Source organism: Streptosporangium sp. NPDC004631 (genome assembly GCF_053601935.1).
Window position 1 is genome coordinate 38,277 of record NZ_JBSGCR010000003.1, and the last position, 22,417, is coordinate 60,693.

The 22,417-nt window shown below is 69.6% G+C and carries 21 protein-coding genes; 5 read left to right on the plus strand and 16 right to left on the minus strand.

Annotated features, from left to right (window positions below; all coding sequences use genetic code 11):
• The first annotated feature begins 173 nt into the window (after positions 1 to 173).
• The gene (locus ACWEF2_RS03510; RefSeq protein WP_453811510.1) at positions 174 to 1,493 is read left to right on the plus strand and encodes a lipopolysaccharide biosynthesis protein; all 1,320 of its coding nucleotides are present in this window, start codon (positions 174 to 176) and stop codon (positions 1,491 to 1,493) included.
• Between the two features lie 74 nt (positions 1,494 to 1,567).
• Here the strand turns inward: ACWEF2_RS03510 and ACWEF2_RS03515 are convergent, their stop codons facing one another.
• Positions 1,568 to 2,785, minus strand: a complete 1,218-nt coding sequence (locus tag ACWEF2_RS03515) for an O-antigen ligase family protein (RefSeq protein ID WP_453811512.1) — start codon at positions 2,783 to 2,785, stop codon at positions 1,568 to 1,570.
• Between the two features lie 363 nt (positions 2,786 to 3,148).
• Here ACWEF2_RS03515 and ACWEF2_RS03520 point away from each other — a divergent pair, with 363 nt between their 5' ends.
• Positions 3,149 to 4,537 (plus strand): polysaccharide biosynthesis tyrosine autokinase, encoded by a 1,389-nt coding sequence (locus ACWEF2_RS03520; RefSeq protein ID WP_453811514.1) that lies wholly within the window; start codon positions 3,149 to 3,151, stop codon positions 4,535 to 4,537.
• A 110-nt stretch (positions 4,538 to 4,647) separates the two neighbouring features.
• Here the strand turns inward: ACWEF2_RS03520 and rlmN are convergent, their stop codons facing one another.
• Positions 4,648 to 5,772, minus strand: coding sequence for a 23S rRNA (adenine(2503)-C(2))-methyltransferase RlmN (gene rlmN / locus ACWEF2_RS03525; protein WP_453811516.1), 1,125 nt, complete (start codon positions 5,770 to 5,772; stop codon positions 4,648 to 4,650).
• 73 nt (positions 5,773 to 5,845) lie between these two features.
• Between rlmN and ACWEF2_RS03530 the strand changes: the two genes are divergently transcribed.
• Complete coding sequence (locus ACWEF2_RS03530) at positions 5,846 to 6,928, plus strand: suppressor of fused domain protein (protein WP_453811518.1); 1,083 nt, start codon at positions 5,846 to 5,848, stop codon at positions 6,926 to 6,928.
• A 202-nt stretch (positions 6,929 to 7,130) separates the two neighbouring features.
• Here the strand turns inward: ACWEF2_RS03530 and ACWEF2_RS03535 are convergent, their stop codons facing one another.
• The 6 genes from ACWEF2_RS03535 to ACWEF2_RS03560 all read right to left on the minus strand — a co-directional run bounded on the left by ACWEF2_RS03535 (position 7,131) and on the right by ACWEF2_RS03560 (position 12,605).
• Positions 7,131 to 7,955: a phosphatidate cytidylyltransferase gene (locus ACWEF2_RS03535; protein WP_453811520.1), complete on the minus strand. Its 825-nt coding sequence runs from the start codon at positions 7,953 to 7,955 to the stop codon at positions 7,131 to 7,133.
• Between the two features lie 69 nt (positions 7,956 to 8,024).
• The gene (gene frr / locus ACWEF2_RS03540; protein WP_453811522.1) at positions 8,025 to 8,582 is read right to left on the minus strand and encodes a ribosome recycling factor; all 558 of its coding nucleotides are present in this window, start codon (positions 8,580 to 8,582) and stop codon (positions 8,025 to 8,027) included.
• 244 nt (positions 8,583 to 8,826) lie between these two features.
• On the minus strand, positions 8,827 to 9,525 hold the full coding sequence (gene pyrH, locus ACWEF2_RS03545) for a UMP kinase (protein WP_355595469.1): 699 nt from the start codon (positions 9,523 to 9,525) through the stop codon (positions 8,827 to 8,829).
• Positions 9,526 to 9,646: 121 nt separating this feature from the next.
• Positions 9,647 to 10,480 (minus strand): translation elongation factor Ts, encoded by an 834-nt coding sequence (tsf, locus tag ACWEF2_RS03550; protein WP_453811525.1) that lies wholly within the window; start codon positions 10,478 to 10,480, stop codon positions 9,647 to 9,649.
• A 115-nt stretch (positions 10,481 to 10,595) separates the two neighbouring features.
• Positions 10,596 to 11,543, minus strand: a complete 948-nt coding sequence (rpsB, locus tag ACWEF2_RS03555) for a 30S ribosomal protein S2 (protein ID WP_453811527.1) — start codon at positions 11,541 to 11,543, stop codon at positions 10,596 to 10,598.
• Between the two features lie 459 nt (positions 11,544 to 12,002).
• On the minus strand, positions 12,003 to 12,605 hold the full coding sequence (locus ACWEF2_RS03560) for an ArsR/SmtB family transcription factor (RefSeq protein ID WP_453811529.1): 603 nt from the start codon (positions 12,603 to 12,605) through the stop codon (positions 12,003 to 12,005).
• A gap of 94 nt (positions 12,606 to 12,699) precedes the next feature.
• Between ACWEF2_RS03560 and ACWEF2_RS03565 the strand changes: the two genes are divergently transcribed.
• Both ACWEF2_RS03565 and ACWEF2_RS03570 read left to right on the plus strand, forming a co-directional pair.
• Positions 12,700 to 13,941: an MFS transporter gene (locus ACWEF2_RS03565; RefSeq protein WP_453811530.1), complete on the plus strand. Its 1,242-nt coding sequence runs from the start codon at positions 12,700 to 12,702 to the stop codon at positions 13,939 to 13,941.
• Positions 13,942 to 14,522: 581 nt separating this feature from the next.
• Positions 14,523 to 14,909, plus strand: a complete 387-nt coding sequence (locus ACWEF2_RS03570) for a murein hydrolase activator EnvC family protein (protein WP_453811532.1) — start codon at positions 14,523 to 14,525, stop codon at positions 14,907 to 14,909.
• 629 nt (positions 14,910 to 15,538) lie between these two features.
• Here ACWEF2_RS03570 and dprA read toward each other — a convergent pair.
• From dprA to rplS, 8 genes are all read right to left on the minus strand, one after another.
• Complete coding sequence (gene dprA, locus ACWEF2_RS03575; RefSeq protein WP_453811533.1) at positions 15,539 to 16,792, minus strand: DNA-processing protein DprA; 1,254 nt, start codon at positions 16,790 to 16,792, stop codon at positions 15,539 to 15,541.
• Positions 16,789 to 18,357: a YifB family Mg chelatase-like AAA ATPase gene (locus tag ACWEF2_RS03580; protein WP_453811535.1), complete on the minus strand. Its 1,569-nt coding sequence runs from the start codon at positions 18,355 to 18,357 to the stop codon at positions 16,789 to 16,791. The genes dprA and ACWEF2_RS03580 overlap by 4 nt, the downstream gene beginning before the upstream one ends.
• A 50-nt stretch (positions 18,358 to 18,407) precedes the next feature.
• Positions 18,408 to 18,770, minus strand: a complete 363-nt coding sequence (locus tag ACWEF2_RS03585) for a YraN family protein (RefSeq protein WP_453811536.1) — start codon at positions 18,768 to 18,770, stop codon at positions 18,408 to 18,410.
• Between the two features lie 406 nt (positions 18,771 to 19,176).
• Complete coding sequence (locus ACWEF2_RS03590) at positions 19,177 to 19,500, minus strand: DUF2469 domain-containing protein (RefSeq protein ID WP_067184127.1); 324 nt, start codon at positions 19,498 to 19,500, stop codon at positions 19,177 to 19,179.
• A 39-nt stretch (positions 19,501 to 19,539) separates the two neighbouring features.
• Complete coding sequence (locus ACWEF2_RS03595) at positions 19,540 to 20,226, minus strand: ribonuclease HII (RefSeq protein ID WP_453811539.1); 687 nt, start codon at positions 20,224 to 20,226, stop codon at positions 19,540 to 19,542.
• 64 nt (positions 20,227 to 20,290) lie between these two features.
• Positions 20,291 to 20,962: a signal peptidase I gene (gene lepB / locus ACWEF2_RS03600; RefSeq protein ID WP_453811541.1), complete on the minus strand. Its 672-nt coding sequence runs from the start codon at positions 20,960 to 20,962 to the stop codon at positions 20,291 to 20,293.
• Between the two features lie 9 nt (positions 20,963 to 20,971).
• Positions 20,972 to 21,841: a signal peptidase I gene (gene lepB / locus ACWEF2_RS03605; protein WP_453811543.1), complete on the minus strand. Its 870-nt coding sequence runs from the start codon at positions 21,839 to 21,841 to the stop codon at positions 20,972 to 20,974.
• A 154-nt stretch (positions 21,842 to 21,995) separates the two neighbouring features.
• The gene (gene rplS / locus ACWEF2_RS03610) at positions 21,996 to 22,349 is read right to left on the minus strand and encodes a 50S ribosomal protein L19 (RefSeq protein ID WP_355595494.1); all 354 of its coding nucleotides are present in this window, start codon (positions 22,347 to 22,349) and stop codon (positions 21,996 to 21,998) included.
• Positions 22,350 to 22,417: the final 68 nt, after the last annotated feature.

Sequence of the window (22,417 nt, forward strand, 5' to 3'; positions counted from 1 at the left end):
CTCGGGGGGGAATCCGGAGAGGGCCCTCACCACCTCTCCCCCGGCCAGGCACTTCGGCAACCGTTCGCCGGCTCGGTGGCGTTTCCCGGCCTCCCGGTGGCCGGAATGATCCGGAACCGGACCCACTCTCCCATGCGTCCGACCGCGGGCGGCCATCCGGAACAGCGGCCCGCGTGAGCGCTCCGGCGGTCCCTCCCACCGCGACCGGACACCAGCGGGACGGAGCCGCCACCCGCCTGGCCCACCTGCTCCTCACCCGCCTGACGCTCGTCGTGGCCGGGGGCCTCACCAGTGTCATCGTGGCCCGCGCCCTGGGGCCGGGTGACCGCGGCGCCTACTGGGTGATCGTCACCATCGCGACCACGGCGACGGCCATGGGGAACCTGTCGGTGGAGCAGTCGCAGACGGCCCTGTGGGCACAGGAGGGCAACCGCCCGGCGATCACGGCGAACGCCCCGTGGCTGGGACTCGCCGTGGGCGCGGTGGCCGCGTTCGCCGCCCTGCTTCTTACCGGTCCGGGTACGGTGCCCACCGCGGACCGGTCCTCGCTGGTCTGGGGCCTGGCCGCGGTGCCTCTCATGATGGCGATCGTTTACGTCAACAACGTTCACGTCCTGCACGCCCGGACCGGGGTGGTCAACCGGGGTTCGCTGGCCGGGGCGGCGCTCCAGTGCTCCGCGCTGGTGACGCTCGGGCTCCTCGGGCGTCTCACCGTCGAATGGGTCGTGATCATCTGGACCGTCTCCACCGCGGCGAACCTCATGCTGCTGCTGCCGTCCCTGCCCGTGTGCCGCCCGCGCGACCCGCTGCTGGTCCGCCTGACGCTGTCGCGCGGGCTCCGTTACCATCTGGGCTCCGTCTGTCACTTTCTGCTGCTCCGGCTCGACGTCCTGATCCTGAACGCCATGAGCACGTCGGCGGCGGTGGGGATCTACTCCATGGCGGTGACGCCGGCCGAGCTTCTGCGGGCCATGACCGACGCGGTGGCCCAGGTCGCGTTGCCCCGGCAGATGGAGTCGAGCGAGGAGACGGCCGCGGCGTACACGGCGCGGACGATCCGGATCACCGTTCTCCTCGCCGCCGTGTCGATCGTCCTGTTCTGCCTGGCGGGCCCGTTCCTGGTGATCGCCGCCGCCGGACCGGCCTTCGCCGAGTGCGTCACCCCGATGCTGGTCCTCGCGCCGGGCCTGGCGGCCATCGCGGCCACCCGCCCGGCCGCGGTCTACCTGCTCCGCCTCAACCTGCCGGTTCTCACCTCGCTGATGTACGGCGGGGCGCTGCTGGTGAACCTCGTCCTGAACATCCTGCTGATCCCCGGGATGGGCGTCGCGGGGTGTGCCCTGGCGTCCACGGCCGCCTACACGGCACTCGCCGCGACCCAGGTGGGCTGGTTCGCACGCTCGACGGGGGTTCCGCTGCGACGGCTGAGCCCGGGTGCCGCCGAGACGCGCGAGATCATCGGTCGGCTCCGCGGGTTCCTGCGCGCCGACTGACCCGGCCCCGCCGGAACACGTACCCGTCACGGCCAGGCCCGCCTCCACATGTCGTGAGGTGGAGGAGAACGAGGTCATACGCGCGGGCGCGGCGATGTCCCGGGCGGTGCCTCGTATGCCGCTCCGGAATGCCGGGCGCCGAGCAGTGCCCCCAGACAGACCCAGGCCGACGTGCTGACCATCAGATTCGCCAGCGGGTTGCCGAACAGCAGCACGACCGCGTAACCCACCACCACCCCGGCGAGAATGTGCCCGTGCGCGCCCTCGGCCCGGCGGATCCCCCGGCAGATGACCAGCGCCAGCAGCAGCGCCGAGACGATGCCCGCCTCGGCGGCCAGCCGCAGGTAGTCGTTGTGCGTGTTGATGAAGATGCCCAGCTCCGGGGAGCGGGCGGCCTGCCCGGGAAAGCTGCCGTAGCCCATTCCGCGGAGTGGGTACTCGGCGGCCAGCCGGACGGCGAGGACGGCGGACTCCCCCCTGACCTCGTTGTTGCGCTCCAGCTCGGTCATGCTGCGGACGCCGCTCACGTTGAGCGTCCCGGGCGCGGCGGCGACCCCCACCGTCATGGCCACGATCGCCGGTACGAGCAGGAACCGGGCACGGCGCGAGCCGCGCAGCAGCGCCACGGCCGCCAGGCCGGCCATGGCCGCGAACAGCGCGCCCCGTGACTGGGTGGCGATGAGCGCGGACAGCGTGATCACGCCGGGAGTCGCCCAGAGCGGCGCGCGCCGGAGAGCCGCGACAGCGAAGGAGACCACCGTGGGGAAGACCAGCAGGCCCCCCAGATAGTTCGGGTTCAGCCCGAACCCCTGCAGCCGGTTCCCGGTCTGAACGTCGCCGACGAAGAGCGCCGCAACCGCGACAGCCGTACCGGAGATCACGATCGCCGTCAGGAGCCGGCGTGGAGAGGGCGGCGCCGCGGCGGAGACGGCGAGGACCAGCAGTCCGGCCACCACCTGCGCCATGTTGTGGAAGGCGTCGTAGTCCGGGGCCCGCGCTCCGGCGGGAAAGACCCAGCTGACCACCAGCAGCAGGGCGAGGAGCGCCACGATCACATGCTCAGGGCCACCCCTGACCCGCGCGGGGAACCTCAGGCACATGACAGCCGTCACGAACGCCAGCAGCGGAGTGGTCCACCAGGGCAGCCCCACCACGCCGCCGACGACGGCCAGCGGCGGCAGGAGCAGCCCGCCGCGCCACGGACGCCATACGAACGCGAGCACGCAGGGTCCGAGAATCACCGCGACCGTCGGCCAGGGGTACCACATCATTCCGGCGATGAGGAAAGGCACGGCGAATATCGCCGACATGATGACGGAATTCGGCAAAGGCCGTTTCGGCGGCACAGTTCCTGTCACCACGGCCGGTATTTCACCGCCTCGACGCCTTCCTCATCCGTGTCAATCTCGCCGCAAAGAGTGCTCACACACAGCGTGTTGCCTGGGAGCCCTCAAGCGATGATCTATAACGTATCGCAGTCGATCTATCACACCACGAATGCAACGCCGGGTGTGGCCAGGTGAGCAATCGGCGGCAGGCGCACGAAAAACGCGGTAAACACCGAATACCCGATACCAGCGGAATAGGTGTCAGCAAATTCGTTCCGGCCACCACCGTTTCCCGCCGGCAACCATCCCGAGAGACGGAGTTCCGCAGTGAATCTGCTCTCCTATCTGTGGCTCATACGGAAGAACTGGCCGTTTATCACCGGAACACTGGCGCTGTCCATCGTGGCGGCGCTGGCCCTGACCGCCGTCATGCCCCCGGCCTACGCGGCGAGTGTCTCCATGATGGTCTCCGCCAGCAACCAGGAGGGGGGCACGGTCACCGCCTACCAGGCCGCCCTGCTCTCCCAGCAGCGCATGCAGTCATACGCGAACCTGCTCACCAGCAGAAGGGTGCTCCAGGCCATCGCCGGGGGCGGGGACGTGGAGAAGCTGCGTAAGAACATCGTGGCCGAGGCCGTACCCGACACCGTGCTGCTGCGCGCCACCGTCACCGACGGCGATCCACACCGCGCGGCGCAGCTGGCCGATTCCCTCAGCCGAGCCTTCGCGGAACTGATCGACGACCTCGAACGCCCCGCTCAGTATCCGGACGGAGCAAGGGTGAGCGTCTCGGTGGTCGACCGGGCGCAGGTGCCGTCCGCGCCGGTCAGACCCCGGTTGCCGGTCAACGTGGCGCTGGGCGCGCTGATCGGCCTGGTGGTCGCCGGAGGCACGATCATCGCGAGAGACCTGCTGGACACGACGATCAAGACCCATGAGGGGCTGCGGCAGGCCACCGGGGTACCGGTGCTGGGAGAGATCGGCTACGAGCAGAGCGCCCGGCGGTACCCGCTGATCACCGGACGCGACCGACCCTCCACCCGGGCCGAGGCATTCAACACTCTGCGGACGAACCTTCAGTTCATGGACGCAGAGCACAGGCCCAGGTCGCTGGTGGTGATCAGTTGCCTCCCCGGCGAGGGCGTCTCCTCGGTCTCCGGAAACCTCGCCGTCACCCTGGCCGAGGCGGGGTGGCGGGTAACCCTGATCGACGGTGACCTGAGGCGGCCGAGCGTCGGCGACTACCTGGAGGTCGGCGACCGGCCCGGACTGACCGACGTTCTGGCCGGTCGAGCCGAGGCGCCCACGGTGACACGGCGGTGGGACGGGCCGACGGGCCGTCTGTCCGTACTGCCCAGCGGGCCGCTGCCGGCCAACCCGAGCGTACTGCTCAGCTCCCCGCCGATGCGCCTGCTGATCGACGAACTCGCCGGGGCCTGTGACATCGTTATCGTCGACACGCCGCCGCTGCTGTCGGTCACCGACGCGGCGGCGCTCGCGGCGATCTGCGACGGGACACTGCTGGTGGCCGGGTACGGCGGGCCGTGCCGGCAGGACATCGCCCGCGCGCTGGACCTGCTGTCCGCCGTCGGCGCCCGCCTGGTGGGGACCGTGCTGAACGCCGTGCCCAACCGCCGGGACGACGCCCGTGACTACACCGCCCGCGCCCCGGCGGAGCCCGGCCTGACCACCGTTCCGCCTCCGAAGGACCTCTGAGTCAGCGCGGACGGCCGCGGAGACGACCGGCTGGGAAACGGAGGGGAAGCGGCACCGGCCGTCCCCCCTCACCGGCGTCGTCTCCTACGCCGTTCCCACCTGAACCGGGCCTATTCGGCGGCGGCGAGCTGGCCGCAGGCGCCGTCGATCTCGCGGCCCCGGGTGTCGCGGACGGTGACCGGGACGCCGTGGAACTCCAGGCGGCGGACGAAGGCCCGCTCGTCCTCGGGGCGGGAGGCGGTCCACTTCGAACCCGGGGTCGGGTTGAGCGGGATCAGGTTGACGTGCACGAGCCTGTTCTTGATCAACCTGCCCAGCAGGTCGGCCCGCCACTCCTGGTCGTTGATGTCCTTGATCAGGGCGTACTCGATGGAGACCCGGCGCCCGGTCTTGGCGGCGTATCCCCAGGCCGCTTCGAGGACCTCGGCGACCTTCCAGCGGGTGTTGATCGGAACCAGGGTGTCACGTAGTTCGTCGTCGGGCGCGTGCAGGGAGAGCGCCAGCGTCACCGGCAGGCCCTCGTCCGCGAGCTTGCCGATCGCGGGGACCAGGCCGACGGTGGAGACCGTGACGCCCCGGGCGGAGATGCCCAGGCCGTGGGGGACGGGTTCGACCATCCGGCGCACGGCTCCGATCACGGCCCGGTAGTTGGCGAGCGGCTCGCCCATGCCCATGAAGACCACGTTGCCGACCCGGCCGGGACCGCCCGGGACCTCGCCGGCGGCCAGGGCCCGCGCTCCGGCGACGACCTGCTCGACGATCTCGGCGGTGGTCATGTTCCGGGTCAGGCCCGCCTGGCCGGTGGCGCAGAACGGGCAGTTCATGCCACAGCCGGCCTGGGAGGACACGCACATGGTGGTGCGGTCGGTGTAGCGCATGAGGACGGACTCGACCAGCGCGCCGTCGAACAGCCGCCAGAGCGTCTTGCGCGTGGTGCCGCCGTCGGTCGTCATCTCCCGGACGGAGGTCAGCAGCCTGGGGAAGAACGCGGTGGCGAGCTTCTCCCTGGCCGCGACCGGAAGGTCCGTCATGAGCTCGGGGTCGCCGTTGAGCTTCTCGAAGTAGTGCCGGGAGAGCTGGTCGGCGCGGAACGGCTTCTCGCCCAGCTCGGCGACGGCCGCCCGGCGCTCGGCCATGGTCAGGTCGGCCAGGTGACGCGCGGGCTTGGCCCTGCGGGGCGCCACAAAAGTGAGCTGGCCGGGTACGGGGGCCCCGGTCGGGCTGGCAGTCGACACGTCCAAAAGCCTTCTCTCGACGGTTGTGCGAATACTCGGAGCGGCGCTCGCCCCTGCTCTAGAGTCCGGAGGTATGGCGACAATCCGCTCCAGGGGTGAGCGGGGAGACGGCGTCGAGATCGTGCTCACCGACGTCAATCCCTATGGGAGCCGCACCCTGGTGGTCGAAGGCGACGAGACCTCATCGGTAGCTTACCTGTGCGGGCCGGAGGGCACGGTGCACGGAGCCGTGTGGCTGGCCAATCACGGCCAGGCCCCGGAGACCGCCGACCCGGACCGCCTGGCCTCCGGGCTGCCCCCGGTGGCTCCCCGGGCGAACACCCGGCGTCCCGGCGGCAGGCCGCCGCCGGCCGGGTTGCGGACGCTCTGGTTCGAGGAGGGCGACGGCGTCGCCCTGTACGAGAACGACGAGCTGCTGGCGGTCATTCCCGGCTGGGCCGACATGAGCAGGGACATGCCGGGTTACTCCCTCGACGCGGTGGGCGAGTGGCCCTTCGCCTGGTCGCTGGAGGACGCCTTGGAGGGGCTGGCGCCCCGGCTGGCCAAGGCGCGGGCCTACTGGGACTGGCGTGGCGGCGACGGCACCTGGGCGACGTTCCAGCAGTTCGTGATGGGTCATCTGGACCGGAAGATCGGTACGGCGGGCAGGTTCTGGGACGCGGGCGGCGAGCGGATGCCCACGGTGGGCATCACCGAACGGCCGCCGGAGCGGGGGCGCGAGCACACGATCCTGTCCACCGTGGGAATGAGCTGCCAGCGAATGCCCACCGTGGAGCAGTACATCGAGCAGCCGGAGGCCCACGCCCGGGTGGAGCTGGCCGTGGCCACCCCCGGCGACCCGCGCGACGCGGCCAGGCTCTTCCTGTGGCTGGGCCAGTATCCCTGGCACTCGGTCACCTGGCTGGGCCACGGGCACACCGCGAAGTGGTATCACCGTCCTGAGACGTTCCCGCTGGGCTCCGGCTACAGCGGCGTCGTCATGCTGACCGGGCTGCCGGGCCTGCCCGACCTGTCGGGCTTCGCCTTCGGAGGGGAGGCCGTGCAGTGGCTCTGGCTGGTCCCGATCACCGCGGAGGAGCTGCGCCTGGTCGCCGAGTCCGACTACCGGGCGCTGCTTCCCCGGCTGTCGGCCGACCGGCTCACACCGGGAGGGTGAGGCCGCCGGGCCGGACCTTCCCGGCTCGCGGCGAGGAGGTGAGTCATCCGCGGCAGGGCCTCGGTGCCGGTGACAGCCGCCCCGCTCGCGGTGGGGGATGGGGCTCCAGGTCAGGACCGGCCCCGCGCACGGCGAGAAGGCGAAACCTCCGGGCCGGGCCCCCGCGGAGCTCGGGACCCTGCGGAGCCCAGGGCGTGAGGGCTCAGAGCAAGAGAGTGAGCAGCGCCCAGACCGGGACCAGCGCGGCGACGAGGGAGTCAAGGCGGTCCATCAGACCGCCGTGGCCCGGGAGCACGCTGCCCATGTCCTTGACGCCGAGGTCCCGCTTGATCACCGACTCGACGAGGTCTCCGAGGGTGGCGAAGACCACCACGACCGCGCCGACCAGCACGCCCTTCCAGACCGCGCCGTGCAGCAGCCACGCCACCAGCCAGCCTCCCACGGCCATGCAGGCCAGCGCCGACCCGGCGAAGCCCTCCCAGGTCTTCTTGGGGCTGATCAGCGGGGACATCTTGTGCTTACCGAGGGATATTCCTGCGAAATATCCACCTATGTCACTCGCGACCGTGGTGGCGATGAAGACGACCACCAGGTCCGCGCCGTGGCGCGGATCGGCGAGCAGAAGCGCCACGAACCCGGCGAGCATGGAGGGGTAGATCGTGACCAGGAGGGTGGCCGAGACGTCCCGGACGTAGCCCTCGGTGCCCTGGAACATCCGCCAGACCATCATCACCAGCGCGGTCGCCGCGAAGACGCCCAGCAGCCAGGCGGCCCCGCCCAGGTAGGCGCCGACGATCATGGCGGCCATCCCGGCCAGGACCGGGATCATCGGCACCTTGATGTCCCTGGCCTCGAACGATCTGACCAGCTCCGTCACGCCGATGCCCACCGCCGCGATCAGCACGGCCAGGAAGAGCACCTTGACGAGATAGAGGGAGGCGATGATGACCGCTCCCAGACCGGCGCCCACCGCGATCGCGACGGGAAGGTTCCGGCCGGTTCGGCTACCGCCCGCCGCAGATTCCAAGGGGTCCTACTCTCATACGCGAAATCCCTGTCCCGCGCGGAAGGACCCGCACGGGACAAGGATCACGGCTCAGACTTCGAGCAGCTCGGTTTCCTTGTGCTTGAGCAGCTCATCGATCTTGGCGACATGCTTCTGGGTGAGGTCGTCGAGTTCCTTCTCGGCGCGACGCACCTCGTCCTCGCCGGCCTCGCCGTCCTTGACCATCTTGTCGAGGGTCTCCTTGGCATGGCGGCGGATGTTCCGGATGGAGACCTTGGACTGCTCCGCCTTGGTCCGGGCGATCTTGATGTACTCCTTGCGGCGCTCCTCCGACAGCTCGGGGAAGGCCACCCGGATGACCTGACCGTCGTTGCCGGGGTTGACGCCCAGGTCGGAGTTGCGGATCGCCTTCTCGATCGCGGCCATCGAGCTCCTGTCGAAGGGCTGGATGATGACCATGCGAGCCTCGGGGACGTGGAACGAGGCCAGCTGCTGAATGGGAGTGGGTGTCCCGTAGTATTCAGCGCTGATCTTGTTGAACATCGACGGGGTGACTCGGCCTGTGCGGATGGCTGCGAAGTCCTCCTTCGCCACCACAACGGCCTTCTCCATCTTTTCCTCGGCTTCGAGGAGGGTTTCGTCGATCACAGCGGCTCCCTGCCTTCTCGGTCACTCACCATTGCACACTCGCTTCGCGGGGTGTTCTCCGGCCGGAGGCACGCTCCAGCGGACACGCGTCGCCCCCGCTCCGCTCACCGTGGTCAGGCTCGCTCCCCGTCTTTTGGGTCGCGCGCCGTTCCCCGGCGGCTTCGCGGGGTGTCCTCCCACCGGAGGCACTCCCCCGGCGGACACGTATCGCCCCCGCTCTGCTCGCCGCGGTCGGGCTCGCTTCCTATTTCCCTGCCGGACTCACCAGCGTGCCGATCTTCTCACCACGCACCGCCCGCAGGATGTTGCCCTCACCCATGAGGTCGAAGACCACGATCGGCAGACCGTTGTCCATGCACAGGCTGATCGCGGTGGCGTCCATGACGCCGAGACCACGGGTCAGCACCTCACCATATTCGAGGTGGTCGAACCGGACGGCATCGGGGTTCTTCCGGGGGTCGGCGTCGTAGACACCGTCCACCTGGGTGCCCTTGAGCAACGCCTCGGCGCCGATCTCCAGCGCGCGCTGCGCGGCGCAGGTATCGGTGGAGAAGAAGGGCGAGCCGAGCCCGGCCCCGAAGATGACCACGCGCCCCTTCTCAAGGTGGCGGATGGCGCGGCGGGGCAGAAAGGGCTCGGCGACCTGCTGCATGGTGATCGCCGTCTGGACGCGGGTGTCGATGCCGCGCTTCTCCAGGAAGTCCTGGAGGGCCAGGCAGTTGATGACCGTACCGAGCATGCCCATGTAGTCGGCCCTGGCGCGATCCATACCCCGCTCGGACAGGGCGGCGCCGCGGAACATGTTGCCACCGCCGACCACGACCGAGACCTGAACGCCCTCGCGGACCGCCTCGGCGATCGAGTCGGCCAGATGGCCGACGACGCCGGGATCGATGCCCAGTGGCTCACCGCCGGCGAAAGCCTCGCCGGACAGCTTCAGCATGACGCGTTTCCAGCGGAGCGGACCCGAATACGACGAAACCGCCGACGTAGCGGGTCCTGGATTCTCCTGCACGGCGGCGGCCTCCTCGTTTAGCACTCTGATGAGAGAAGCTGGGTCAAACCTAGGCCTGGCCGACCTTGAAGCGGACGAAGGCCTGGACCTGAACACCGTTCTCGTCGGCGAACTTCGCAATGGACTTCTTGTTGTCCTTGACGAACGCCTGCTCAAGCAGGGTGAAGTCCTTGTACCAGCCGTTGATCCGGCCATCGACGATCTTACCGACGGCGGCCTCGGGCTTGCCCTCCTCGCGGGTCATCTCCTCGAAGAGCGCGCGCTCCTTCTCGATGACGTCGGCGGGGACCTCGCCGGGGCTGAGGTACTTGGGGGCCATCGCGGCGGCGTGCTGGGCGATGTCCTTGGCGACCTCGGCGTTCGCACTGTCGAGCTGGACGAGCACGCCGACCGTCGGCGGGAGCTGCGGGTCGGTCTTGTGCATGTAGGCGCCGACGAAGCCGCCCTCAAGCAGCGCGAACCGGCGAATCTCGATCTTCTCGCCGAGCGCGGCGTTGGCCTCGTCCAGGTGCTCCTTGACGGTCTTGCCGTCGAGCTCGGACTCCAGCAGGGAGGGCACGTCGGCCGGCTTGGCGGCCAGGATGTGCGCGACGACCTGGGCCGCGAGCTCCTGGAAACGCTCACCCTTGGCGACGAAGTCGGTCTCGCAGTTGAGCTCAAGCAGCGCGGCGGCGGAGTCGCCGTCCTGCTTCAGGGCGACCAGGCCGTTGGAGGCGGTGCGGGCCTCACGCTTGCCGACGTCCTTGGCGCCCTTGAGGCGCAGGAGCTCGACGGCGCGGTCGAAGTCGCCGGTGGACTCCTCAAGAGCCTTCTTACAGTCCATCATGCCGGCGGCGGTCAGCTCACGAAGCCGCTTGACGTCGGCCATGTTCACGGAAGCCATTGTCTTTTCCTCGTGGGAATCGTCGTGGATCGGGTGGGTGCGCTCGTGACGAGCGCACCCACCCGGAAAGGGCCTTGCGGGTCGTACGGCTGCGCCGTACGAGAAGGGCCTGGACCTACTTGCCGGCGTCCGCGACCTCGGCGGCCGGAGCCTCGGCCTCGGCGGCGTCGTTCTCGGCGACCGGAGCGGCCTCGGCGCTTTCAGCCACCTCGACGACCTCGGCGGCCTCGACCGTCTCGGCTGCGGGGGCCTCGGCAGCGGCGGCGGCCGGGGCGGTCTCAACCCGGGCGAGCAGCTCCTGCTCCCACTCGGCCAGCGGCTCGGCGCCACCGGCGACGGCCGGCTTGTCGTCGCCACGGCCGGCACCGGCGCGGGCCATGAGGCCGGCGGCGACGGCGTCGGCGACGACGCGGGTCAGCAGGCCGACGGCGCGGATGGCGTCGTCGTTACCCGGGATCGGGTAGTCGACCTCGTCCGGGTCGCAGTTGGTGTCGAGGATCGCGACGACCGGGATGTTGAGCTTGCGGGCCTCGCTGATCCCGATGTGCTCCTTCTTGGTGTCGACGACCCACACCGCGCTGGGAACACGGGACATGTCGCGGATGCCGCCGAGGGTGCGCTCCAGCTTCTCCTTCTCGCGGCGGCGCATGAGGAGCTCCTTCTTGGTGAGCCCCGACGCGGCCACGTTGTCGAAGTCGAGCTCCTCAAGCTCCTTCAGACGCTGGAGCCTCTTGTGCACGGTGGAGAAGTTGGTGAGCATGCCACCCAGCCAGCGCTGGTTGACGTACGGCATGCCGACCCGGGCGGCCTGCTCGGCGATGGCCTCCTGGGCCTGCTTCTTCGTGCCGATGAACATGATCGTGCCGCCGTGCGCGACGGTCTCCTTGACGAAGTCGTAGGCCCTGTCGATGAAGGCCAGCGACTTCTGGAGGTCGATGATGTAGATGCCGTTGCGCTCGGTGAAGATGAAGCGCTTCATCTTCGGGTTCCAGCGACGCGTCTGGTGACCGAAGTGGACGCCGCTTTCCAGCAGCTGCCGCATGGTGACGACGGGGGTGGACATGTGATTGTCCTCCAGGTCGGAGCGCCCATCTCTGGGCGCTGTTCTCGGTTGGCGCGGCGACCCGCGGTCGCCGCCCTGATGCTCCGAACCGGCTCCTGCCGGGCTCTCACCCGGACCGAGGGGACGATTCTCGAAGGGGCATGCGAAGTTGGCCTGTGAGTAACAGGCCATCGAAAAGTCTACCCTCAGCCGGACCGCACCCTGACCTCAACAGGACCCCAACGGCCTCAGCGCGTCAACCGATCCCCCTCCGCGCCGACAAGGAGATCCGTACGACCATCCACCACGGAACCCGACTACACGCCCACACGCCACAGAAACCACCGCACGACCACACACGACAGGACACATCACACACCCACGCACCACGGAAACCGCCGCACTGCCACGCGCCACAGGACACGCCACACGGCCACGCATCACAGGGCAGACCGCGCGGTCACACGTCACCGGGCGCGGTCACGCGTCACCCGGCAGGCCGTGCGGCCGCCGCTCGACGCGCGGGAAGAGGTTCACCTGCGCCTCGGAGATCCTTACCCCCGCCGGGGCCCCCGCCCGGTCCCTGGCGGTGATCAAGTAGGGGGCGAGCAACTCGTCGATCCGCCGCCTCAAGGTCATCAGCTCCTCGGCGTCCACCAGCAGGACCGTACGGCCGAACCCCGCCGCCTCCCGCCACTCGCGGGACTCGCGGTCGAGGTTGTTCAGGGCGCGGGTCGCCTCGTCGGCCGCCTGGTCGCGCACCGCCTTGATCAGCAGGTCCTTGGCCGCCCGCACCTCGGGCCGGTCGTCCGGCTCGGGGGTGATGGTCATGTCGCCCCGGGTGGACCGCCACAGCCGCTCCCTGCCGTCGCCGCGCGCCGGCGCGTCCTCGGCGAAGCCGTACTTGGCGAGCATTCGCAGGTGGTAGCTGGCCGCGCTGGGCGTGACCCCCACGACCTCGGCGACCTCGGTCGCGGTGGCCGCCCCCTCCGCCTGGAGCCGGTTCAGGATCGCCAGCCGCGCCGGATGGGCCAGCGCGCGCATCGCCTTGGGGTCGGTGAGCGGCCTGCGTGCCTCGGTCATGCGCAAACCGTACCCACTCCAGGTCTGAAGGATTGCCTTCATAATTATGAAGGATTACCTTTACAGTTATGAAACGTTTCCTTCGGAAAAAGAGATGATCCCCGTGCTCCACCCCGCCCCCCTGTGGAGGGAGCGCGACTACCGGCTGCTGCTCGGGGCCCGCGCCATCTCCGACACCGGCACCGAGATCTCCCGGCTGGCCCTGCCGCTGACCGCCGCCGTCCTGCTCGGCGCCTCCCCCGCCCAGATGGGGATGCTGACCGCCGCGACCTCGCTGCCCTATCTGCTGATCGGGCTCCAGGCGGGCGCGCTCGCCGACCGGGTGAGACGCCGCCGGCCGATCATGGTCGCCTGCGAGGCGCTCTCGGCCACCACGACGGCCACGGTCCCGCTGGCCTGGGCCGCCGGGACGCTGACCGTGTCCTGGCTGATCGCGGTGGCGTTCATCATCGGCGCCTGCTCGGTGGTCTTCCGCGCCACGAACTTCCCGCACCTCGTCACGGTGGTCCACGAGAGCCGGCGGACCGAAGCCCTCGCGGGCCTCCAGTCGGTCTACTCCCTGGCGGGCGTCGGAGGCCCGGGGCTGGCCGGGCTGCTCGTCCAGCTGATCGGCGCGCCGCTCACCATCCTGGGTGACGCGGTGTCGTTCCTGGTGTCGGCGTTCCTGATCCGGGAGATCAGGGCGCCGGAGCGGCACACCCCCGCTCCCCCGCGCGGCATGTGGACCGAGATCCGCGAGGGCCTGAACGCGGTGGCCACCCACCCGACGCTCCGCACCCTCTGCGGCTGCGGCATCACGATCAACTTCTTCGCCGCCGCCTACATGGCCGTGTTCATGATCTACGCGCTGAACGTGCTCGGTCTGAGCGGGGGACTGATCGGCGCGCTCACCGCGTTCGCCGGGGTCGGCGGTCTGCTCGGCGCCGCCGCCGTCCCGCGCCTGGCCGGACGGTTCGGCGAGAACCGGATTCTGGTCCACTCGGTGCTGTTCTTCCCGCTCAACTACGTGACCGCGGCGGTCGCCTCCGGCCCGCCATGGGCCGCGTTCCTGCTCATGTCCACCAGCGCGGTGCTCACCGGCGCGGCCATCGTGGCCTTCGCCGTCTGCTTCGGCGCCGTCGTCCTCCGCGAGACCCCGGCCGAACTGCAGGGCCGCGTCAACGCCACCAACACCTTCGTGATCCAGGGCGTTCTCGCCCTCGGCGGCCTCACCGGCGGCGTACTCGGCGAACTGCTGGGGCTACGACCGGTGCTGTGGATCGGCGCGGCCGGGGTTTTGCTCACGGTCCCGTGGATCCGGCTCTCCCCACTGGGCCGTTCCGGCGCAGCGGGATGACGGTGAAACCGGCAGGGCGATGAAACCGGCGAGCACCCGCCACCTCCCACCTTCGATCAATCAGCCTCACCTCAATCAGCCGAACTCCATGACGTCCGCAGACGGGTAACGTCCCCCGTCCCCCGCCCCCGCAGTTGTCCCCGGCCCCGCCCTCGCACCGCCCCCCAGAGATTCCAACCCCACATCCCTGTCCCCAGAATCGGCGGGGCCGTACGGCCCATCCACAGAATCCGGTTCGGCCCACTCACAGCCGACGCGGGTCCCCCACCCTCAGACAGGTGAGTTTCCTACGCCTCTTCGGGGCGCGAGCCCTGCTGTCCGCACTGCTGCTCACCGTTCCGGGCGCCGAAGGCGCACACGACACGAGCACCCGGATGAGTCAGGCCCCGATACGCCATCGAAGGGCCCCGGCATCCCGAGCCACTCCGATGCCTCCAGCGGCTCCAGCACGCCTATCACTCCCAGCATCTTCAGCACCTTCGACGCTCCCCACGCCCCCTGCGTCCACGGCGCTCTCGCCATCCCCGGCACCTTCGACATCCCCGGCTCGCTGGGGCCGGCCGCTCGCAGGCAGCCCCAGCGTGCTCCGCCGCTTCACTCCTCCCGCGCAGCCGTGGCTGACCGGCCACCGTGGAGTCGATCTGGCCGCGACACCCGGCGCGGAGGTTCGCGCGGCGGGCGCCGGGACGGTCGGCTACGCGGGACCGTTCGCGGAGCGGGGTGTGGTGACCGTGCTCCACCCCGGTGGCCTGCGTACGACCTACCTACCTGTCCAGCCGTCCGTACGGCGCGGCCAGGTGGTGGACCGGGGCGAGGTCATCGGCGTCGTTCAGGACGTCCCCGGCCACTGCCCGGCCACCTGCCTGCACTGGGGCCTGCTCCGCGACCACCTGTATCTCGACCCGCTGCTCCTGCTGGGCCAAGGTCAGGTCAGACTGCTGCCTCTCCGGCCAGGAAACCACGAATAAACCGGGGCGGCCGCCCCACAGGACTCTCCGATGATGTACACCGGGTTACGCATCATTCACCGGCGCCGGGCGGGCCGGTGACCCCCTCACCGCACCGGCTCGGTAAACGGACAACCAACCCCACAGATAAGTGGACAACCAACCCAGTGGGTGGACAGCCTGACGGGCAAATGGGCGGCAACCAATCCTGCGAGGATATGGGAAACCAACTCAGGAAAAACAGCGTAGGCGACTCAGAAAAAGCAGGGTAAACGACCAACTCGGCGAAGAATCGAAGTGAACGGCCAGCCTGGTCAAGACATGAAGAGCGAAGCACGCGATCGCCCCAGAAACCGGTAGTCGCCCCAGGGTCTCGGAAGGTTACCATTTTATCTGTTTCGCCGGCACGGCCCCTACGCGTCGCCGTGACCGCCCCCTTGGTCGCCCCGGCTCTCGGCCTCCGCACACGCTCATACGTGTGGCACAAATCGGGAAACCCCTAACGCGCCGGAGCCCCGCCGGGCAACCCGATGAAAAAGAACGGGAAATCAGCTCAGCCGCATACGGAACGGGCGGTCAACCCGGTAAAGGTATGTGGTCGTTGTCAACCACCTCCGTGGGTAGTCCGCCTGGAACCGGGAGCGGGGCCTCTACAGGGCGGGAGGGCTGTCGGGGCGTAGGCGCCAGCCTCGGGGGACGCGCTCGACGTATCCGGCGGCGGCCAGACCACCCAGGCAGGACAGCACGGTCTGCAGGTCGACACCCGCGGCCACGGCTATGGTGGCCGGGCCCACCCCGGTCCGGACGGGGATGGCCTCCAGAACCCGGCGCGTCTCCGGCTCCAGCCGATCACGTGGGAAGACCGGACCACGTGCTTCGGGGGCCAGGTCGTCTCCCAGCGCGCCCACAAGATCGATCATCTCTTCGGAGGTGGTGACGCAGATCGCCGCCCCCTGACGGATCAACCGATGGCATCCGGCCGAGGTCTCAGAGGTCACCGGCCCCGGAACGGCTGCCAGGAGGCGGTTCAACGAGGTCGCGTGCCCGGCGGTGTTGAGTGCCCCGCTGCGCACAGCCGCCTCGACCACCAGGGTCCCCCTGGACAGGGCGGCGATGAGCCGGTTACGGACCAGGAAACGCGGCCGGGTCGGGCGGGTGCCCATCGGACACTCGCTCACCAGGACGCCCTGAGACCGCACGATCGCGAACAGGTCATGGTGGGCGCTGGGATAGGTGACATCGGTGCCGCAGGCGAGCACAGCGACGGTTGGCGTCCCGCAGGCGAGGGCACCCCGATGGGCCGCTCCGTCGACGCCGTACGCGCCGCCTGACACGACACTCCAGCCTCGCTCACTCAACCCGGCCCCGAACTCCGCCGCGACATGCGTGCCGTACGGCGTGGCGGCCCGGGAACCGACGATCGCGACGGAGCGCAGGCAGGAGAACCGCAGGTTCGCCTGCCCATGGAGCCAGAGAGCATACGGGCGGGAATCTCCGAGGTCGTCCAGCTGGGTTGGCCACTCGGAGTCGCCGGGAATCAGCAACCGGGCCCCGCTCCACTCCCCTTCGGCCAGATCCCGGCCGGGGTCGGCCGTCTCCAGCCGAGCCGTCCAGGAGGCGAGCAGTCGTTCGAGCTTGGGCAGGAGCCGGTCGCTCATAGCCGGGGGTCGGTCACCCTCGACCGGAGACGGGTCGCCGACGGCCGGAAATCTGTTCTCCCGGGGCTCGGGCGAGCCACGGCCGTGGGATCTCGCGAACCAGCGGACGAACTCCGGGTCCATGCGCCCCTGGCGAATCTGCTCGACGGCGGCCTCCGGGCCGTGGACGGCGACGAGCCTGCCCATCACCGCGTCGCCCGGCTCGGCCAACCGCATCAACGTGACCCGCGCGAGCCTCTCGCTCACCGCTCCTCCCCCAGCCACAGTCCGAGGGCGGCGTTGGTCTCCGTTATCTCGGGCGCCTTCCGGCCTCCGAGGTCGGCCAGGCTCCAGGCGACCCTGAGCACGCGATCGAGTCCGCGAGCGCTCAGCTCCCCGCTGTCCAGGCAGCGAAGGAGCGGGGACATCGCCTTCGGCGCCGGCCGGTAGTCGGTGTGGAGCGCCCGCGACGGCATCTCCGCGTTGCACCGCCAGGGTCTGCCCGCGAAGCGTTCTGCGGCACTTGCGCGGGCTGCGCGCACCCGCTCGGCCACCACCCGGCTCGGCTCGATGAATCGGCGGTCGGCGAGAAGCTCACGACGGGTCGAGCGGTACAGCATGGTCTTGACGTCGATGCGGTCCAGCAGCGGACCGGACAGCCTGGCGAGGTAGCGACGCCGGGCCGTGGGGGTGCATCGGCACGGGTCCCCGGGGCTGGACGGCTGCGCGCACGGGCACTGGTTGGCGGCCAGCACCAGCATGAACCTGGCCGGGAACGTCACCGAGCCCAATGCCCTGCAGACGGTCACCTTGCCCGATTCGAGCGGCTGCCTGAGCGAGTCGAGAACGATCGCCGGATATTCGGGCGCCTCGTCGAGGAACAGGACTCCCCGATGGGCAAGCGAGACCGCGCCCGGACGGATCGTGCCGCTGCCCCCGCCGATCACGGCCGCGACCGTCGCGGTGTGATGGGGCGCCACAAACGGTGGACGGGCAAGCAGCGGGCGGTCCAGGGGCAGCGTCCCGGCGACCGAGTGGATCGCGGTGACCTCCAGCGCCTGCTCCCGCTCCAGAGGCGGCAGCAGGGTGGGCAACCGCTCGGCGAGCATCGTCTTGCCGGTGCCGGGCGGCCCCAGCATCCAGAAGTTGTGTCCTCCTGCGGCACAGACCTCCAGCGCCCGGCGGGCGAAGGGCTGGCCCGCCACGTCGCCCAGGTCGGGGACGATCTCCCCGGCCTCCCCCGGAGAAGGTGGCAACGTGCCGCCGAGCTCGGCCCCGCTCCGCGCGACGCCTCCGGCCATGGGGACGTTCACCGGATTGTCGCTGCGCAGCCAGCTCACCAGCTCCCCCAGATTGGAGGCGGGAATCACCGTCACCTCCGGCACGAGGCCGGCCTCGGCGGCGTTGCGCGCGGGGACGACGACCATACGGGCACCGGCCGCGACAGCCGCCAGCACGGCGGGGAGAACGCCCCGTAAGGGACGCACCGAGCCGTCGAGGCCGAGCTCACCCAGGAAGAACGGCGTGGCGACCCTCGCCGCGGGCACGAACCCGGCCGCCGCGAGCAATGCCACCGCGATCGCCAGGTCGAACATGCTCCCCCTCTTGGGCAGGCTGGCGGGGAACAGGCTGACGGTGATCCGGGCGTCGGGCCAGGCACAGCGACTGTTGACCACCGCCGAGCGGACCCGGTCGCGGGCCTCGCTCAGAGCGGTGTCCAGCATGCCGATCAGATGCATGCCGGCCATGCCGCTGCCCACGTCGGCCTCAACGCCGACCGGATGGCCGGTTACTCCGAGCAGGGCGACACAGCGCGTGCGTGCCACGGTCACCAGGCCACCTCCCGGACGTGGCGAACGGTCAGGAACAGCCCGGGGCGCATCTAGGACATCCCCCGCTCGTGACGGATGACGAAGTCTCCGGCGAACCGCTCCAGCGCGACGACGTCGACGCGGATCGCGTCAAACCGCTCGCACCGGTCACAGCGCTCTCCTCGCCATCTGGTGGCGAGCCTGCGCAGCCGGGCGAGCTTCGCCCAGGTCACCGCCTCCAAGGCGGTCCCGTGGGTGCGGCCGGAGCGGGTCTTCACCTCCACCACGACGAGCGTCCGCCCCTCACGGGCGACCACGTCGATCTCGCCGTCGGAACACCGCCAGTTACGATCCAGAATCTGCATGTCGTGGGCCAGCAGATAGTCGACGGCGATCTGCTCGCCATGCTTGCCGAGCTCGTCCTTCGCGGCCATGGAACCACCTCCGGTTCCAGACTTTCGCTCAGCTCACCCCGCCTCCGGCGGACCGAACCGGATTCTGTGGACATCCGGCCGGGCGCGGAGGGTGCCTGTGGAAAACCCAGTCCAGAACCTGCCCCGGAGCCTCAGCGGGGCACCCGGCACGGGATTATCCCGGTTCGACCCATTCTCGGTCCGAGAGATGGCCGGTTCGGGGTGTCTCGGTCCAACGACCTTCCGGTTCAAGAGGCCCCGCCCCGAGCGTTGCCCGAAACTCGGGAAAACCCCCGCCCCGGCGACCCGGCCCGGAGAGATCTCAAGCCGGTGGCCCGGTCTGGGAGGACTCGGGCCGGTGGCTCCTTGGGGCGAGGGGCCTCCGGTCCGGTGATCTGCCGGGGCGGTTGCCTCCGGATCGGAGTCCTCAGCCCGAGAAGCCCTCCTTGGGCATCTCCAGGTCGGGCTTGGCCAGCTCCTCCACATTCACATCCTTGAAGGTGACCACGCGGACGTTCTTCACGAATCTGGCGGGCCGATACATGTCCCAGACCCAGGCGTCCTGCATCTTCACGTCGAAGAACACGTCACCGTTCTCCGCGGTGCGGACGTCCAGATCCACGGAGTTGGTGAGATAGAAGCGCCGCTCGGTCTCCACGACGTAGGTGAACAGTCCGACCACGTCGCGGTACTCACGGTAAAGCTGCAGCTCCATCTCGGTTTCGTATTTTTCGAGATCCTCTGCGCTCATACCGGTCCTCCTGTTGCACGCCCTTCCCGGCCCGCCCGATCAGGCGATGCCGGCCCCCACTTCATTCTCACCCATCGCCTCCCCCAGCCTGGACCGCGCCACCGTCGCGAACGAGAATCGGTGGTCCGGACACGGGCCGTACGTCTCAAGTGCCCTGCGGTGCCCCAGGGTGCCATATCCCTTGTGCACGGCGAAGCCGTACCGGGGGTGGCGGCCGTCGAGCTCGATCATCATCCTGTCCCGCGTCACCTTCGCCACAATCGAGGCCGCCGCGACACAGGCCACGACCTGGTCCCCCTTCCACATGCCGAGTGACGGCACGGGCAGTCCGGGGACGGGAAAACCGTCGGTGAGCACATAGCCAAGATCACAGGATAGCCGTGCCACGGCCCGGCGCATCCCCTCGATGTTGGACCGGTGCAGGCCGCGCGCGTCGATCTCGCCCGGCGGGATCACCACCACGCCGACCGCCTCCGCGGTCGCCGTGATCCGCCGGTACAGCGACTCGCGCCGGGAGGCCGCCAGGGACTTGGAGTCGTTCAGGCCGTCGACGGGGCGTCCGAGCACCACCGCGGCGACCACCAGCGGCCCGGCGCAGGCCCCCCGGCCCGCCTCGTCGACCCCGGCCACGGGCCCCAGCCCCCGGCGCGTGAGAGCACGTTCATAACCGTACAGTCCCGAATCTCGCCGGACCACGCTGGGAGCGGGGCGGAACGCGATCGTCATGGCACCACGGCAGACATAGCGACCATGAGCCGAGAGTACGCCCCATCTTCACCATTCGGTACTGCTATCGCACCTTGACGAAGGTCTCCGGCGTCGACAGGAGGGTCGCCCTGGAGAACGGCCAGTAGATCGCGAAGGCCCGGCCGATCACCGCCGCCGTCGAGATGGTGCCCTCCCCCTCCATCTCCTCGTGTGTCCGCGAGTCGGAGGAGGCCGAGCGGTGGTCGCCCATCACCCAGAGCCGCCCCTTCGGGACGACCTTCTCGAACTTGTCCCCGGAGGGGAAGTCGTCGGGGTGGAGGTACGCCTTCTCGTCGAGGGGCACCCCGTTGACGGTGATCCGCCCCTGGGCGTCGCAACATTTCACCGTGTCACCGCCTACCGCGATGACCCGTTTGATGGTGTCGTCGCCCCGCCAGCCCTTGAAGACCACGATGTCACCGCGCTCGGTCTCGCCGTACAGCTTGTTGACGATCACGCGATCACCCTCGACGAGGGTGTTCTCCATCGACTCCGAGGGGATGTAGAAGGACTGGAAGACGAAGGCCTGCAGCAGCAGGGCCACGAGCACACCGGACACGAGCAGGAACAGCGACTCGCGGAGGCCGCCCCCCTTACGGGGGGCCTTCGCGTCGTTCCTCTTCTTGCCCCTCCCGCCACCGCCGGGGTCCGCGCCGGGAGGAACGGCGGGCTCGGCGTCGGGGGTCACGGGCTCGTTGTGGGGTTCCACGGCCATGGGGTACGGCTACCGCCTCGAACGCCGGCGGCGACGCCACAGCAGCAGTGGCACGGCCCCCGCGAGCCCTACGGCGAACGGGGCGGCCTCTCCCACCGCGACGGCGGCTTTGAGCGCCGGCTGGTTGAAGGTGTCGGGAATGGGGATGATCGCGGCCCTGGAGAACGGCCAGACGATCACAAAGGCCCGGCCGATCACCTTGTCCACCGGGATGGTCCCGCCTCCGGGATCGCCCAGGTGGGAGCGGGAGTCGAGGGAGACCGAGCGATGGTCGCCCATCACCCAGAGACGACCCGGCGGGACCTTGACCTCGAAGGGGTCACGGGCCGGCTCGTCGTTGGGGTGGAGGTACGCCCTCTCGTCGAGGGGCACCCCGTTGACGGTGATCCGCCCCTGGGCGTCACAGCATTTCACCGTGTCGCCCGGCACCCCGATGACCCGCTTGATGTAGTCCTTCTCGCCGGGCACCACGCCGAACGCGGTGCCGACCCAGCGGAAGAACGCGGCGACCGGGTTGGACGGTTCCTGGAGCTTCACCTCGCCGTCCCAGGAGTCCACCCCGGAGAAGACCACCACGTCCCCGCGCTCGATGCCGCGGACGTGGTAGACAAGCTTGTTGACCAGGACCCGGTCGTTCGTCAGGAGCGTGTTCTCCATCGACTCCGACGGGATGTAGAACGCCTGGATGACAAAGGTCTTGATGACGAACGCGAGGACCAGCGCGACGACGATCAGGACAGGAAGCTCCTTCCAGAAGGAGCCCTTCTTCTTGTCCCTGCCGCCCTTGGCGGTCTTCTGGGTTTCTTCGGCGACCACGTCCACCTCGTCCTCGACAGGTCGACGCGAGGCTGCGCCGGACTCCCGGTCTTCGCTAGTCATCGTTGACGAGCCTAGATGATGAAGGGCGCCAACCGGTCGCCCGCCTGGTTACCTGAGAGCTATGGGTACGCCATAAGAGGTCAAACCCGCCTGCATGCGACTGGCCCGTATCCCCGGGCGGGGAACGGGCCAGACAGGCACGGCGCGGAGGGCCTTAGCGGGCTTCGCGCTTCTCGCGGATGCGGGCGGCCTTGCCGCGCAGGTCACGCATGTAGTAGAGCTTGGCGCGGCGGACGTCGCCACGGGTCACCAGGGTGATCTTCTCGATGACCGGGCTGTGCACCGGGAAGGTGCGCTCGACGCCGACGCTGTAGCTGACCTTGCGGACGGTGAAGGTCTCGCGGGCGCCACTGCCCTGACGGCGCAGGACGAAGCCCTTGAACACCTGGACACGGGAGCGGCTGCCCTCGATCACTCGGACGTGAACCTCAAGCGTGTCACCGGGGCGGAAGTCCGGGACATCGGTGCGGAGCGAGGACTTTTCGAGCTCGGTGATCAGCGTGTGCATGACAGTGGTACCTCATCTGAGCGAGCATGCGGAGGTCCGCCCGGCCGCCGTGAGGCGGCATCGCGGCG

Bases quoted from the DNA above. Each gene is read 5' to 3' on its own strand.
- ACWEF2_RS03560 (WP_453811529.1), bottom strand. From the start codon at position 12,605: ATGACCGAGGCACGCAGGCCGCTCACCGACCCCAAGGCGATGCGCGCG.
- pyrH (WP_355595469.1), bottom strand. From the start codon at position 9,525: ATGCTGAAGCTGTCCGGCGAGGCTTTCGCCGGCGGTGAGCCACTGGGC.
- ACWEF2_RS03530 (WP_453811518.1), top strand. From the start codon at position 5,846: ATGGCGACAATCCGCTCCAGGGGTGAGCGGGGAGACGGCGTCGAGATC.
- rplS (WP_355595494.1), bottom strand. From the start codon at position 22,349: ATGCACACGCTGATCACCGAGCTCGAAAAGTCCTCGCTCCGCACCGAT.
- lepB (WP_453811541.1), bottom strand. From the start codon at position 20,962: ATGGCCGTGGAACCCCACAACGAGCCCGTGACCCCCGACGCCGAGCCC.
- tsf (WP_453811525.1), bottom strand. From the start codon at position 10,480: ATGGCTTCCGTGAACATGGCCGACGTCAAGCGGCTTCGTGAGCTGACC.
- ACWEF2_RS03595 (WP_453811539.1), bottom strand. From the start codon at position 20,226: ATGACGATCGCGTTCCGCCCCGCTCCCAGCGTGGTCCGGCGAGATTCG.
- ACWEF2_RS03565 (WP_453811530.1), top strand. From the start codon at position 12,700: ATGATCCCCGTGCTCCACCCCGCCCCCCTGTGGAGGGAGCGCGACTAC.
- rpsB (WP_453811527.1), bottom strand. From the start codon at position 11,543: ATGTCCACCCCCGTCGTCACCATGCGGCAGCTGCTGGAAAGCGGCGTC.
- ACWEF2_RS03590 (WP_067184127.1), bottom strand. From the start codon at position 19,500: ATGAGCGCAGAGGATCTCGAAAAATACGAAACCGAGATGGAGCTGCAG.
- ACWEF2_RS03585 (WP_453811536.1), bottom strand. From the start codon at position 18,770: ATGGCCGCGAAGGACGAGCTCGGCAAGCATGGCGAGCAGATCGCCGTC.
- lepB (WP_453811543.1), bottom strand. From the start codon at position 21,841: ATGACTAGCGAAGACCGGGAGTCCGGCGCAGCCTCGCGTCGACCTGTC.